This window comes from Variovorax endophyticus, from assembly GCF_025376855.1.
GTDB lineage: Bacteria > Pseudomonadota > Gammaproteobacteria > Burkholderiales > Burkholderiaceae_C > Variovorax.
Map to the genome: position 1 here is coordinate 356591 of NZ_JAHUTH010000002.1, position 12907 is coordinate 369497.

General features: G+C 69.8%; 13 protein-coding genes. 7 read left to right on the plus strand and 6 right to left on the minus strand.

The features are described from left to right. The first annotated feature begins 78 nt into the window (after positions 1-78). The 6 genes from KV106_RS04395 (at position 79) to KV106_RS04420 (ending at position 5686) form a co-directional block, all read left to right on the plus strand. The gene (locus KV106_RS04395; RefSeq protein ID WP_261206436.1) at positions 79-1062 is read left to right on the plus strand and encodes a Bug family tripartite tricarboxylate transporter substrate binding protein; all 984 of its coding nucleotides are present in this window, start codon (positions 79-81) and stop codon (positions 1060-1062) included. Positions 1063-1067: 5 nt separating this feature from the next. Beyond that, complete coding sequence (locus tag KV106_RS04400) at positions 1068-1718, plus strand: glutathione S-transferase family protein (RefSeq protein WP_261206438.1); 651 nt, start codon at positions 1068-1070, stop codon at positions 1716-1718. A gap of 17 nt (positions 1719-1735) precedes the next feature. After that, positions 1736-2530, plus strand: coding sequence for an aldolase (locus KV106_RS04405; protein WP_261206577.1), 795 nt, complete (start codon positions 1736-1738; stop codon positions 2528-2530). Between the two features lie 15 nt (positions 2531-2545). Further along, positions 2546-3238: a glutamine amidotransferase gene (locus tag KV106_RS04410; protein ID WP_057591055.1), complete on the plus strand. Its 693-nt coding sequence runs from the start codon at positions 2546-2548 to the stop codon at positions 3236-3238. After that, positions 3235-3945 carry an MOSC domain-containing protein gene (locus KV106_RS04415; protein ID WP_261206442.1) on the plus strand — a complete coding sequence of 237 codons (711 nt, stop codon included), beginning with the start codon at positions 3235-3237 and terminating at the stop codon, positions 3943-3945. Before KV106_RS04410 ends, KV106_RS04415 begins: the two co-directional genes overlap by 4 nt. Before the next feature lie 100 nt (positions 3946-4045). Continuing rightward, the gene (locus tag KV106_RS04420) at positions 4046-5686 is read left to right on the plus strand and encodes a lysophospholipase (RefSeq protein WP_261206444.1); all 1641 of its coding nucleotides are present in this window, start codon (positions 4046-4048) and stop codon (positions 5684-5686) included. A gap of 9 nt (positions 5687-5695) precedes the next feature. Here KV106_RS04420 and KV106_RS04425 read toward each other — a convergent pair whose 3' ends face one another. Next, positions 5696-7369, minus strand: a complete 1674-nt coding sequence (locus KV106_RS04425; RefSeq protein WP_261206446.1) for a tannase/feruloyl esterase family alpha/beta hydrolase — start codon at positions 7367-7369, stop codon at positions 5696-5698. A 208-nt stretch (positions 7370-7577) separates the two neighbouring features. On the opposite strand from KV106_RS04425, the gene KV106_RS04430 reads away from it, so the two are divergent. Next, on the plus strand, positions 7578-8066 hold the full coding sequence (locus tag KV106_RS04430) for a YbaK/EbsC family protein (protein ID WP_261206448.1): 489 nt from the start codon (positions 7578-7580) through the stop codon (positions 8064-8066). Between the two features lie 25 nt (positions 8067-8091). Here the strand turns inward: KV106_RS04430 and KV106_RS04435 are convergent, their stop codons facing one another. Genes KV106_RS04435 through KV106_RS04455 form a run of 5 tightly spaced genes read right to left on the minus strand, consistent with a single transcriptional unit; the run spans position 8092 to position 12901 of the window. Further along, positions 8092-9369, minus strand: coding sequence for a TRAP transporter large permease subunit (locus KV106_RS04435; protein WP_261206450.1), 1278 nt, complete (start codon positions 9367-9369; stop codon positions 8092-8094). Positions 9370-9397: 28 nt separating this feature from the next. Further along, positions 9398-9901: a TRAP transporter small permease gene (locus tag KV106_RS04440; RefSeq protein ID WP_057597085.1), complete on the minus strand. Its 504-nt coding sequence runs from the start codon at positions 9899-9901 to the stop codon at positions 9398-9400. A gap of 42 nt (positions 9902-9943) precedes the next feature. Continuing rightward, entirely contained in the window at positions 9944-10876 is a 933-nt protein-coding gene (locus tag KV106_RS04445) for an amidohydrolase family protein (RefSeq protein ID WP_261206453.1), read from the minus strand. Continuing rightward, the gene (locus tag KV106_RS04450) at positions 10873-11865 is read right to left on the minus strand and encodes a TRAP transporter substrate-binding protein (protein WP_261206455.1); all 993 of its coding nucleotides are present in this window, start codon (positions 11863-11865) and stop codon (positions 10873-10875) included. Before KV106_RS04450 ends, KV106_RS04445 begins: the two co-directional genes overlap by 4 nt. Before the next feature lie 58 nt (positions 11866-11923). Beyond that, a complete protein-coding gene (locus tag KV106_RS04455; protein ID WP_261206457.1) occupies positions 11924-12901 on the minus strand; it encodes a Bug family tripartite tricarboxylate transporter substrate binding protein in 978 nt (325 codons plus the stop codon). Positions 12902-12907: the final 6 nt, after the last annotated feature.

The window sequence follows — 12907 nt, forward strand, 5'->3', positions numbered from 1 at the left end:
GTGTCCTAAAATGGACTTGTTTCTCGAACCCGATCGCACACGCAACGCGGCCGATCCCGCGCCGCACAGGAGTATGGTATGTCCGCACGTTCGCCGTTCCGCCGCTGGATCGCCCCTGTCCTCGCCCTGACGCTGGCCTGCGTCGGCGCGGCGGCCCAGGCCCAGCCCTACCCCGCCAAGCCGATCCGGCTCGTGATCCCGTTCGGCGCCGGCGGCATCACCGACATGGCCGGCCGGCTCATCGGCCAGGCGCTCGGCGAGGAACTCAAGCAGCAGGTGGTGATCGACAACCGCCCCGGCGCGGGCGGCTCGATCGCGGCGCAGGCCGTGGCGCAGGCGCAGCCCGATGGCTACACGCTGCTGCTCGGCACGGTGGGCACGCAGGTGGTCAACAAGATGATCTATGCGCGGCTCGGCTACGACCCGGCGGCGCTCACGCCCGTTTCGCTGGTGAGCAACTCGCCCTATGTGCTCGCGGTCGCGGGCCTCGATGGCGTGAAGGACCTGCCCGCGCTGGCGGCCTATGCGAAGAAGAATCCGGGCACGCTGAACTTCGGCTCGGCCGGCAACGGCAGCTCGCCGCACCTGGGGCTGGAACTGTTCAAGCTCGCGACGGGCAGCGACATCCTCCACGTGCCGTTCAAGAGCGGCGCCGAGGCCGTGAACGCCGCGCTCGGCGGCCAGGTCCAGATCGTGATCGATGCGATTCCCGTGATCCAGCCGCAGGCCAGGGCCGGCAAGCTGCGCATGCTCGCGATCGCCGCCGACCATCGCAACCCCGCCGTGCCCGACCTGCCCACCAGCAAGGAACAGGGCCTGGGCGAATTCCAGATCGGCTCGTGGAATGCGCTGCTGGCGCCGCCCGGCACGCCATCGGCGCAGGTCGCGCTGCTCGACGAGGCACTGGCGCGCGCGCTCAAGCGCCCTGCCCTGGTGGCGCGCCTGGCCGAGATGGGCATCGAGCCGATGCCCACGGGCGCCGCCGCCTACGGCAAGCACCTGCGCGCCGAGACCGAGAAGTGGACGCGCGTGGTGCGCGCCGCGGGCACCAAGGTCGACTGATGCCCATGAAGCTGCACGACACCCTGCGCTCGGGCAATGCCTGGAAGGTGCGGCTGATGGCCGGCCTGCTCGGCATGCCGCTCGAGCGGCACACGCGCTCGATCGACCGCGGCGACCTGCGCCGGCCCGACTTCCTCGCGATCGCGCCGCTCGCGCAGGTGCCGGTGCTCGAGCTCGACGACGGCCACTGCATCGCCGAATCGATGGCGATCCTTCATTTCCTCGCGCAGGGCTCGCCGTGGTGGCCCGCCGAGCGGCTCGCGCAGGCGCGCGTGCTGACCTGGCTGTCCTTCGAGCAGGAGCGCCACATGAAGCCGCTCGCGAAGCTGCGCCTGCACCTGGCGCTGCACCGCGACGGCGATCCCGAGAGCGCCGAATTCCGCGCCCACCGGCACGAGGCCCTGGCCGCGCTCGCGCTGCTCGAAGCACGGCTCGAACGGCAAGGCCCCGACGGCTGGGTCGCCACCGACACGCACCCGAGCATCGCCGACGTGGCGCTGTACCCTTACACGCGGCTCGCGCCCATGGGCGGCATCGAACTGCAGGACTTCGCGGCGATCCGCGCCTGGCTCGCGCGCATCGAAGGCCTCGACGGCTACCAGCCTCTTTTTCCCGGACATCCCGAGAAGAACTTCTCGACCAGCGAAACCCCTTAGGAGACCGACCCATGGCATTGCAAGACACCTTCGAGCTCGCGAAAGAAGAGCTCATCGCCCAATCCCACGTGCAGATGGACCAGCACTTCAGCGAGAGCCGCTACACGCACCGCCAGAAGCTCGCGCTGACCTGCCGTATCCTGTTCGACAACGGACACGACTCGGGCCTCGCGGGCCAGATCACCGCGCGCACCGGCACGCCGGGCCAGTACCTCACGCAGCGGCTGGGCCTGGGCTTCGACGAGATCGCCGAGGACAACCTGCTGACGGTCGACGAAGACCTCAACGTGCTCGACGGCACGGGCATGCCCAATCCCGCGAACCGCTTCCACTCGTGGGTGTACCGCGCGCGGCCCGACGTGAACTGCATCATCCACACCCATGCGCTGCATGCCTCGGCGCTCGGCATGCTCGAGCAGCCGCTGCAGATCAGCCACATGGACAACTGCGTGCTCTACGACGACGTGGCCTTCGTCGGCGAATGGCCCGGCGTGCCCGTGGGCAACGAGGAGGGCGAGTTCATCTCGGCCGCGCTGGGCAGCAAGCGCGCGCTGCTGCTGTCGCACCACGGCCTGCTGGTGGCGGCCACGAGCATCGAGGAGGCCTGCGTGCTGTCGATCGCCTTCGAACGCGCCGCGAAGATGCACCTGCTGGCCGCCTCCGCCGGCACCATCCGGCCGATCGACCATCGCCTCGCGACCGAGGCCCACGACTGGATCCTGCGGCCGCGCCGCAACACGGTGGCCTTCGAGTACTACGCGCGCCGTTCGCTCAAGGATCCGCGCAACGCGGACTGCCTGCGCGCGGCCTGACAGGAGCCTCCCGCCATGCGATGCATCGCGCTGCAGCACCTGGCCTTCGAGGACCTCGGCCTGTTCGCGCCGGTCCTGCGGGAGGCCGGCTGGGAGATCGAACACCGGCAGGCCGGCGTCGCGCCGCTGCGCCCCGACGAATGGCAGGACGCCGACCTCGTCGTCGTGCTCGGCGGCCCCATCGCCGCCTACGACACCGCCCTCTATCCCTTCCTGCACGACGAGATCGCGGGCCTGCGTTCGCGCCTCGCGCTGCGCCGGCCCACGCTGGGCCTGTGCCTTGGCGCGCAACTGATGGCCGGCGCGCTCGGCGCGCGTGTGTACCCATCGGGCCACAAGGAGATCGGCTGGGCACCGGTCGACCTGAGCGCGGCCGGCCAGGCGTCGTGCCTCGCGCCGCTGGCCGGCGTGCCGGTGCTGCACTGGCATGGCGATACCTTCGAGCTGCCCGCGGGGGCCGAGTTGCTCGCGAGCACGCCGCTCACGCCGCACCAGGCCTTCAGCCATGGCCGCCACGCGCTCGCCTTGCAGTTCCATCCCGAGGCCGATCCCGCGCGCATCGAACCCTGGCTCATCGGCCATGCCTGCGAGCTCGCGCAGGCCGGCATCGATGTTCCGGCCCTGCGCGCCCAAAGCGCGGCACAGGGCAACGCGCCGCAAGCCAGCGCCTCGGCGATGCTGCGCGCCTGGCTGGGCCAGCTCGCATGACGCTGGCGCCGGTGCGCATCGACGCATTGCTCGTCGGTCCCATCGCGCCGCTGCCCGATGGCCGCACACCCAGCGGCATCGTCGAGTCGCCGAGCGACGATGCGCTGTGGCTCTCGGCCACCGGCCTCGCGGGCGACGCGCAGGCGGACCTGCGCATCCATGGCGGCCCCGAGAAGGCGGTGCACCACTATCCGCGCGAGCACTACGGCGCCTGGTCCGCATGGAGCCGCCGCCACGACCTGCTGGCCGCGCCCGGCGCCTTCGGCGAGAACCTCTCGACCGTGGGCTGGGACGAAGCCAGCGTCTGCATCGGCGACGTGCTGCAACTCGGCGAGGCGCTGGTGCAGGTGTCGCAGGGCCGCCAGCCCTGCTGGAAGCTCGATGTGCGCTTCGGCGAACGGGGCATGGCGCGCGAAATGCAGGACAGCGGCCGCACCGGCTGGTACTACCGCGTGCTGCGGCCCGGCGCGGTGCAACGCGGCGCAGCGATCGTGCTGGTCGAGCGGCCGCATCCCGAGTGGCCGCTGTCGCGCCTGATCGCCTTGCTGTTCGCGCGAGACGAACGCCATGCGCCCGAATGGGAACGCGCGGCCGAACTGCCGGCGCTCGCCGAACGTTGGCGCGCCACCTTCCGGCGCCGCGCGGCCTCGCGACAGGTCGAGGACTGGACGCCGCGCCTGTGCGTGCCGGACGCCGACCCGGCCTGATGCAAGGCGGGAATACCCGCAGCCCATGGACAGCCGACTGACAGCGCCGTCCGCGAACATGCGGGATCGACCGCGGGAGCCACCCGCGCACAGGAGACACATGCCCTTCCCGACCTTCCGGCCGGCCGCCGCCGCCATCGCCGCGTGCATCGCCCTGGCCGCCTGCACCACCGTACCCACCTCCTCCACTTCATCCCCGCCCGTCGCGCGCGCCGTGCCGCCCACCGACTGCAAGGCCTGGGTCGGCACCGACCGCAACGCCGAGCTGCCCGGCTACACCTTGCGCCAGGCCGACGGCAGCTCGCGCTGCGTGCCCCTGCTGCTCACGGCCGCCCACGCGCCCGCCGGCTACGCGGGCGACTTCCACGTGCAGGAGTTCACCGACGCCAAGCTCAAGGAACGCTGGGCCGCGTGCAAGAGCGACGCGGCCTGCTTCAAGCGCATCAACGACCAGATGCAGCGCTGGCTGCCGCCGAACAAGGAGCGCGCGACGCGCGTCACCGGCATGGTCGATCCGGTCGGCAAGATCGATTCGGACGGGCAGGTGAACCTGCGCGACATCCGCAAGCCGGGCTTCTTCGCGAAGGCGCCCTACAACGAAGCCGTGGCCGAGACGAACGGCCGCACGCACGTGGTGGAGTTCACCGTGCCGCGCGATCCGCTCGAGCGCCTCAAGCTGAACATGCAGGGCGACATCAAGCTGCGCGGCTGGTACGTGGAGGGCGCGGGCGTCGACGACGGACGCGGCGGCCGCAAGCGCGCGCTGGTGATCATGAGCCCGGGCGGCGGCGGCCAGCTCACGGCCATCGACCATCCCGACGAGGTGTCGGTGCGGGTCGATCCCGCCACGCGCCGCGCGACGTCCGTGCGCTTCCCCAACGCGACCACCGAAGGCCCCGGCATGCGCTTCTGGCGCGACCACCTGCATGCGCTGAACCGCGCGGGCTTCGACGTGCTGGCCTACGACCGGCGTGGCGAGGGCCTGTCGGGCGGCTTCAGCGACACCAACACGCTCGAGCAGAGCGAGGACATCTTCCGCGTGCTCGAGCAGATGGACAGCGGCCGCGGCCTGCGCGTGCTGATGGCCTCGGGCCAGGAGTTCGAGGGCGCGCCGGCGGCCGGCAAGCTGATGGCCGGCATGAAGTCGCGCGAGATCCCGCTGCTGCTGCTGGGCTACTCGCGCGGCTCGATGACCACCGGCTGGGCCATGACCAAGAACTACGCCGGTGGCTGCAGCTACGACATGCCAACGGTGCAGTGCAGCGCACCCAAGGGCTACGCCAACATCAAGGGCGCGATCCTCTACGCCTCGTTCGTGAGCGGCGCGGGCTACCTGCCCGAGGCGCCGGACCTCGCCGACCGCAACCTCTTCCTCGGCGGCATGGCGGCCGACAACTACGTCGCCTTCTATCCCAACTCGGCGGTGCTCGCGAACATGCCGAAGTGGCCCGCCGTGTTCTTCGCCAAGGGCCTGTGGGACCGCGCCGAAAGCCTCGAGGGCACGGTCGCGGCCTACGACCGCGTGCGCGGGCTCAAGGACATCGTCGTCTCGCGCGGCCCGCACTCGATGGAGACCTGGCCGCGGCAGGAGCTCGACCGCGTGCGCGGGCGGATGGTCGCGTTCGCGACGGCGGCGGTGCAGGGCCGCACCGCGCTGCCGCAGGCTCAGCAATGGACCGACCTCAAGGGCCTCGTCGCGACCACGCCGGACGTGTGGGAGATGTCGTCGAAGCCGCGCTAGGAGCACCGGCTAGCTCGTGGCGCAGCGGTAGCTGGACGCGGCGTTCAATTCGCCGGAGCCGTTGTACTTCGGCCAGCTCGGGTAGATGCAAAGCGGCCGGGTGCGACCGGCCGTCGCGGGGTTCGCATCGGTCGCCATGAGCTCTCCCGGCGCCTTGCCGCGCTCCACCCAGGCCTCCAGTGCGTCCAGCACCGGCACGCCGCCGGTCGCATTGAAGTGCCCGGTGCCGTGGCCGTATCCCGGCACCTGATAGAAGCGCAGGAACGCGTCGACCTGGGGCCGGCCCAGCTTCAGCAGCAGCGCGTTGTAATAGTCGACCGAGCCCTGGAAGGGGATCAGCGGATCGGAGGTGCCGTGCACCAGCAGCCATTTGCCGCCACGCGCGACGAAGGGCTCGATGCTCGTGCTCGTGGCGTCCATGACCTCGGACAGTTCCTGAATGCGTGGCAGGTAGCTTCCCGGTGACGCGCCATCGAGGCCGATCGACAGACCCAGAGGATCCATCAACACCGCATTACGGATGAAGGCGTCGGGCAACGCCCCCAGGCTGCCCAGCACCAGCGGATTCGGCGGAACCGGAAAGGTCGCGGTCGCCCCGAGCACCGAGGCGTAGTCCGTGGACGGCAGGAAGCCGGGATTGCTGGTCGCGCCGTTCTTGAACGCGTAGGAGAACGCGGTGCGTGATTGCAGCGTGTCGACCGTCCTGATCTGGGCATCGGACAGGCAGTCGTCTCCCGTATCCGCCCCGCCCTTGCAGCGCAGGTTCTGCGGCTTGAACGTGCATGCGGCGACGTTGCCGACAATGCCGTCGACGGCGCCATCGAGCGCATCGCAGGCCGCGAGTTCGGCCGTGCGCAGCGCCTGCAGCTTCTTCGGGTTGAGGAAGCCAACACCGCCATCGCCCCACAACGCACGCGTGGCAACCTGGATGGTCATCATCTGCGGCATGTAGGCATAGGCCGGAAAGTACGTGACCACGCCGTCGTAGTCGGAAGGCCATTTCTGCATCACCTGCATGCCTTCGTGGCCGCCCTTCGATCCGCCCATGAAATAGGTCCTGGCCGGTGCCTTCCCGTAGCGCAGGCCGATCAGCTTCATCGCCACGTCGCGCGTCTTCTTCAAGGCGTCGCCGGCGTAGTTCCGGAGCATTTCGTCGTTCGATGCAAAGGCCGTATAGAAAGGGTCGGTGGGAGGTGCCTGATGTCCCGAGTCGCCGGCGAAAGTGGCGTATCCGCGCTGCAGCGGACTCGCGCCCGATGTCAGCGGCGTGGCCACGAGATCCGGGACCACGCCGTCGAATCCGCCTCCACCGAAGTGCATCGCGTTGCCGTTCCAGTTCGTGGGGAGCACGAGGGCGAACATGATGTCCTGCGCCCCTTCGGAGACGGAAGCGATGCGGCCCTTGAGCATGCAATGCTCGCCCGTCTGCCCCGCGCTCGGCACGAGGGCCGCTTCGGTGACCGTTGCGCCCTGGGTCGGCAGTCCGATCGCGGCACTGTCCACCTTGGCACCCCGCAGTGCCGCGCATGCCGTGCCTGCCGAAGGCGGCGGTGGCGGCTGCGGCGTGGCGAGCGCCGACGGATCGATCTGGATGGCGCCGCCGCCTCCTCCACCGCCGCCGCACGCTTGAAGAAGCAGGACAGCCAGCAATGGCAAGACGCGTCTTTTCTTGAATCCCCGCATGGATCTTTGTCTCCGTTGAAGTTGTGGATGCGACCCTGGACCTCGTCGCAACCGGTGCCTCTCACTTGCAAGGCAGTTGCTAAAAGTCCGCGGATGCTACGGGGCGTTTTCGCGTCTAGCGATTGCGAAAGGCCGCATCCGCATGGCAAAAAAAATCATGTGAATGTCGCGATGAGGCCTTTCGACCGCACGCAGGTAGCATGCGCCGATGCAAGCTCCCCACGAACCCTCGCTGAGCCCGACCGCGCTGGCCTTCCTGCGACAGGCCGGCCTGCCCTACCGCCTGCATGCCCACGCCCCCGTCGTCTCCTTCGAGGACGCGCGCACGCTGCTGCCCTTAGACGCCGGTGCGATGGTCAAGTGCCTCGCGTTCCGCCTGCCCGACGGCCGCTACCTGCTGGCCGCGCTGCGCGGACAGGACCGGGCCGACTACAAGCGCATCGCCGATGCCTTCGGCGTGCGCCGCGCCGACCTGCGGCTCGCGGGCGACGAGGAGCTCGCGGCCGACCTGCGGATGGTGCCCGGCGGCGTGGCGCCGCTGCCGGTGGGCGGCGCGCGCGTGATCGTCGACGAGGCGGTGGCGCGCCTGGGCACTCTCTACTGCGGCACCGGCCGCAACGATTCGACGCTCGAGATCGAGACGGCCGCGCTGCTGCGCGCCAGCGGCGCGGGCATCGCGCCGCTGGCCAAGCCCTGAGCCATGCCCCACCGCTTACACCTTGTCAGCGCAGCCAGCTTGCCGGCACGGTGATGAGCTGCGGGAACAGCACGAACAGGAACATCAGCCCGGTGAGCGACAGCAGGAAGGGCCACACGCCCTGGATCACCTGGTCGAGGCTCACGCGCGAGGTGCCGGCCACCACGTTGAGCACGGTGCCCACCGGCGGCGTGAGCAGGCCGATGGCGTTGTTCATGATGAACATCACGCCGAAATACACCGGGTCGATGCCGGCCTTGTGGATCACGGGCATCAGGATCGGCGTCATGATCAGCACGGTGGGCATCAGGTCGAGCGCGGTGCCCACGATGATCACCAGCACCATGATCACGAACATCAGCAGGATCTTGTTGTCGACGAAGGGCTCGAGCAGCTCGCTGACCTGTGCCGGGATGTTGGCGATGGTGATGAGCCAGGCCGACACCAGCGCAGAGGCCACGAGGAACAGCACGGTGCTCGAGGTCTTGGCGGCGCTGAGCACCAGCTCGGGCAGGCGCGGCATCTCGAGCTCGCGGTAGACGAAGCGGCCCACCACGAAGGCATAGACCACCGCCACCACGGCGGCCTCGGTGGGGGTGAACACGCCGAACTTCATGCCGCCGATGATCACCAGCGGCAGCACCAGCGCCCACACGCCATCGAGCAGCGCGCGGCCCAGGCCGCCCGCGCTGAAGCTGCGCACCGCGACGTTCTTCTCCTTCTTCGCGCACAGCCACCAGGTGGCGGTGAGCGTGAGCGCCATCATGATCCCGGGGAACAGGCCGGCGAGGAACAGCTTGGTGATCGAGATCTGCGCCACCACGCCGAACACCACGATGGCGATCGAGGGCGGGATCACGGGCGCGATGATGCCGCCGGCGGCGATCAGGCCGGCCGCGCGCGGCACGTCGTAGCCGGCCTTGCGCATCATCGGGATCAGCAGCGCCGCGACGGCGGCGGTGTCGGCCACGGCCGAGCCCGAGATGCTCGCGACCACGGTGGCCGCGATGATGGCCACGTAGCCCAGGCCGCCGCGCACGTGGCCGACCAGCGCATCGGCCACCTTGACGATGCGCGCCGACAGGCCGCCCGCGTTCATCAGCTCGCCCGCGAGCATGAAGAAGGGCACCGCCATCAGCGGATAGTTGTTGACGCCCTCGAGCATGTTCTGCGCGAGGATCTGGGTGTCGAAGTTGCCCAGGTGCACCATCAGCGCGACGCCGCAGACGAGCAGCGCGAAGGCGATGGGCATGCCGAAGGCCATGGCCCCGAGCAGCGAGGCGATGAAGACGAAGATGGTCATGGATGTCCCGTGTTCTTTTAGTTCGCGCTCACTCGCCCGCGCTGCCGGTGTCGTTGACCAGTTCCTCGCGCGCCATGCGGCCCGTGCAGAGGCGCCACAGCGAGCCGACCAGCATCAGCGCCATGCCCACGCTGCTGACCAGCAGGCAGGCATAGACCAGGCCGATCGGCACGCCGGTGACCGGTGCGCGGTCGTCCATGCCGATCACCACCAGCTTCCAGCTGCCGTGCGCGAGCAGCAGGCAGCAGGCCAGCGCGCCGAGGTCGGCCACGCCTCGACAGAAGCGCTGGCCGCGCTCGCCGAGCCGCGCGACGACGGTCGACATGCCCAGGTGCGCGTTGTCCTTCATCACCAGCAGCGCGCCGACCAGCGTGAGCCACATGAAGACGAAGCGCGAGGCTTCCTCCGAGAACACGATGCCGGAGTTGAAGGCGTAGCGCAGCACGACGTTGCCGAACACGAGCGCGACCATCACGGCCATCATCGCGATCATCAACACGTTGGCGCCGCGCTCGAAGAGGCGGGAAAGCATGGGGGGGTCTCCTGTTGTGGTTGGTTCTTGCACCCGGCCGCTTCAGCGCCCCGGGCCGGCCGTGTCGATGCGGTAGAAGCGCAAGGCGTTGCCGCGCCAGACCGCGTCGCGCGCCGCGTCGTCGAGGCCGTCCAGCCCCTCGGCCACCGCGCGCACCACCTCGGCCATGGGCGCGCGCAGGCCCGACACCGGCAGGTTGCTCGCGAACATGCAACGCCCGGCGCCGAAGATCTCGACCGTCTCGCGCACCACGCGCACGTTGCTGTCCGCGCTCCAGGGCGCATCGGGCAGGCCGAACTCCGAGAGCTTGACCATCACCTCGGGCAGCGCCGCGAGCGCGCGCATGCCGCGCCGCCAGTGCGCGAGGCCGGCCTCGCTGCGGTCCCAGGGCAGGCCCGCATGCTCGATCGCCACGCGCAGGCCCGGAAAGCGCGCGACGGCCTCGGCCGCTTCCTCCAGGTGCCAGTAGGGCACGCGCACGTCCCACAGCAGGCCGTTGTCGCGCAAGAGGCCCAGGCCCGCGCACCAGCGTTCGTCCTGCAGGGTGCCGGGCTCGCCGCGCACGCTGTGATCGGGGCCGCGCGAGATGCGCGGCTTGCAGCGCACGCCGCGCACCAGCGGCCATTCGGCCTGCGCGCGCATCTGCGCTTCGGCATCGCTTGCGAGGAATTCGACATTGGCCACCACGGCATTCGGAAAGCCGTGCGTCGCATGGACGGCATGCAGCCAGCGCGTCTCGGCCAGCGACTCGGAGCGCGAGCGCTCGGCCTCCACATGCACCGTGGCCACCACCGGCAGGCCTTCGGTGGCGGCGCGGTAGTCGGCCACGCCGAAGTCGCGCCGCAGCACCGCGTAGTCGCCGAGGAAGAAGGCCCCGGCGTCGTAGCCGTCCTGCAGCCACGGGAAATGGCCCTCGCCCAGGTGCCACAGGTGGTGGTGCGCGTCGACGATGGCGGCGGGAAGCACGGCGCTCACGGCTGCGCGTCCATCGCCTTGAGCACCGCGTCGCCGTTCTTCTCGACGTACATCCTGCGGGTCTCTTCGCGCACCACCTGGCGAATGCTCGCGACGTCGGGCGTCTCGTTGATCTGCATGCCCTTGGCGCGCAGCTGGGCGATCGCGTCCTTCTCGCCGTCGTTGTTGAGCTTGCGCTGGAAGTTCGCGGCCGCCGCGGCCTCCTCGAGCATCACCTTCTGGAACTCGGGCTTGAGCGCATCGAAGCGCGCCTTGTTCATGATCACCACCAGCGGCGTGTAGGCATGGCGCGTGAGCGAGAGATACTTCTGCACCTCGTACATCTTCGACGACAGCATCAGCGTGGGCGGGTTCTCCTGCCCGTCGACCGCGCCCGACTCGAGCGCGCCGAACACCTCGGCGAAGGGCATCGGCTGCGGGTTCGCGCCCAGCAGCTGGAAGGCCTTGAGGTGCGAGGGATTGGGCGTGGTGCGGATCTTCAGGCCCTTGATGTCGGCCGCGCCGTTGATCGGCCGCTTGTTGTTGCCCAGGCTGCGAAAGCCGATCTCCCAGAAGGCCAGGCCCTTGATCTGGTGCGTGCCGAGCTCGTCGAGCAGCGAGCGGCCGACCGGGCCGTCGAGCGTGCGGTAGGCCTGCTGCGCATCGGCGAACTGGTAGGGCAGGTCGAGCGCATTGAGCTTGGGCGCGAGGCCGGTCACGAAGGGGTTGCCGGTGGCGCCGATGTCGATGGTGCCGCTGCGCACGCCGGTCACCAGCGTCACGTCGTTGCCGAGCTGGCTGTTGGCGAAGACCTGGATCTCCACCGCGCCGCCGGTGCGCTCCTTCACGCGCTTCGCGAACTCGAGCGCGGCCTTGTGCTGCGAATCGCTCTCGGGCACGGTGTGGCTGAAGCGCAGCTTGACCGGTGCCTGCGCCGCGGCGCCGCCAGCGCCGAGGCCGAGCAGCGCGGCCAGCAGCACGCCGGCCAGGGACCTGAAATTCCTGTGCATGGTTGTCGTCTCCTGTCGTTGAAATTCGGGGAAGGCGCGTGCCTTCCGGGGCCGCCGCTCAGACCGTGACCTTGGCTTCCTTGACCACCCTGGCCCACTTGTCCTTCTCGGTGCCGATGAACTCGGCGAACTTCGCGGCGCTGCCGCCGCCGTCCTCGGCGCCGTAGCTCGCGAGCTTCTCCGCCACGTCGGGCATGGCGAGCACGCGGTTGAAGTCCTCGTTCATGCGCTGCACCATCGCGGCATTCATCTGCGCCGGCCCGACCAGGCCGTACCAGGTGCTGGCATCGAAGCCCGGGTAGCCGAGCTCGGCCACGGTGGGCACCTCGGGATGCGCCTTCGAGCGCCGCGGCCGCGTCTGCGCGATCGCCACCAGCTTGCCGCTGGCCACGTGCGGGGTGGCCGAGGTCATGGTCTCGAAGCTGTAGTCGATCTGGCCGCCGATCAGGTCGGTAAGCATCGGGCCCGAGCCGCGGTAGGGCACGTGCAGCGCATCGACGCCCGCGCGCAGCTTGAAGAGCTCGATCGCCAGGTGCTGCGAGGCGCCCGCGCCCGAGGAGCCGAAGGTCACGGTGCCCGGCTTGTCGCGGCACAGCGCCACCAGGTCCTTGACCGTGCGCGCGGGCTTCGAGGGGTTGCAGATCAGCAGGTTCGGCGTGACGCCCACCAGCACCAGCGGCGTGAAGTCGCGCTCCACCACGTAGCCCAGCGTGGGATAGAGCGCGGGCGCGATCGCATGGTTGCTGATGTTGGTCATCAAGAGCGTGGTGCCGTTGTTCGGCTGCTTGGCGACGTACTCGGCGGCGATCACGCCGCCCGCGCCGGCCTTGTTCTCGACCGTGACCGGCACGACCCACAGGGTGGCGAGCTTCTGCGCCATCACGCGCGCCATCACGTCGGTGCCGCCGCCGGGCGGAAAGCCGACGACGATGCGCACGGGCGCGGTGGGCAGCGGCGCGGTCTGCGCGCGCACGGTGGCGAAAGGCAGGGCCGCGCTGGCGGCCAGTGTCGATGCGATGAAGCGGCGGCGTTGCATGGCGTT

Coding starts and splice junctions, on each gene's coding strand:
- KV106_RS04430 (WP_261206448.1), top strand. CDS start 7,578: ATGCAAGCTCCCCACGAACCCTCGCTGAGCCCGACCGCGCTGGCCTTC.
- KV106_RS04420 (WP_261206444.1), top strand. CDS start 4,046: ATGCCCTTCCCGACCTTCCGGCCGGCCGCCGCCGCCATCGCCGCGTGC.
- KV106_RS04400 (WP_261206438.1), top strand. CDS start 1,068: ATGAAGCTGCACGACACCCTGCGCTCGGGCAATGCCTGGAAGGTGCGG.
- KV106_RS04395 (WP_261206436.1), top strand. CDS start 79: ATGTCCGCACGTTCGCCGTTCCGCCGCTGGATCGCCCCTGTCCTCGCC.
- KV106_RS04410 (WP_057591055.1), top strand. CDS start 2,546: ATGCGATGCATCGCGCTGCAGCACCTGGCCTTCGAGGACCTCGGCCTG.
- KV106_RS04415 (WP_261206442.1), top strand. CDS start 3,235: ATGACGCTGGCGCCGGTGCGCATCGACGCATTGCTCGTCGGTCCCATC.
- KV106_RS04425 (WP_261206446.1), bottom strand. CDS start 7,369: ATGCGGGGATTCAAGAAAAGACGCGTCTTGCCATTGCTGGCTGTCCTG.
- KV106_RS04450 (WP_261206455.1), bottom strand. CDS start 11,865: ATGCACAGGAATTTCAGGTCCCTGGCCGGCGTGCTGCTGGCCGCGCTG.
- KV106_RS04435 (WP_261206450.1), bottom strand. CDS start 9,369: ATGACCATCTTCGTCTTCATCGCCTCGCTGCTCGGGGCCATGGCCTTC.
- KV106_RS04440 (WP_057597085.1), bottom strand. CDS start 9,901: ATGCTTTCCCGCCTCTTCGAGCGCGGCGCCAACGTGTTGATGATCGCG.
- KV106_RS04455 (WP_261206457.1), bottom strand. CDS start 12,901: ATGCAACGCCGCCGCTTCATCGCATCGACACTGGCCGCCAGCGCGGCC.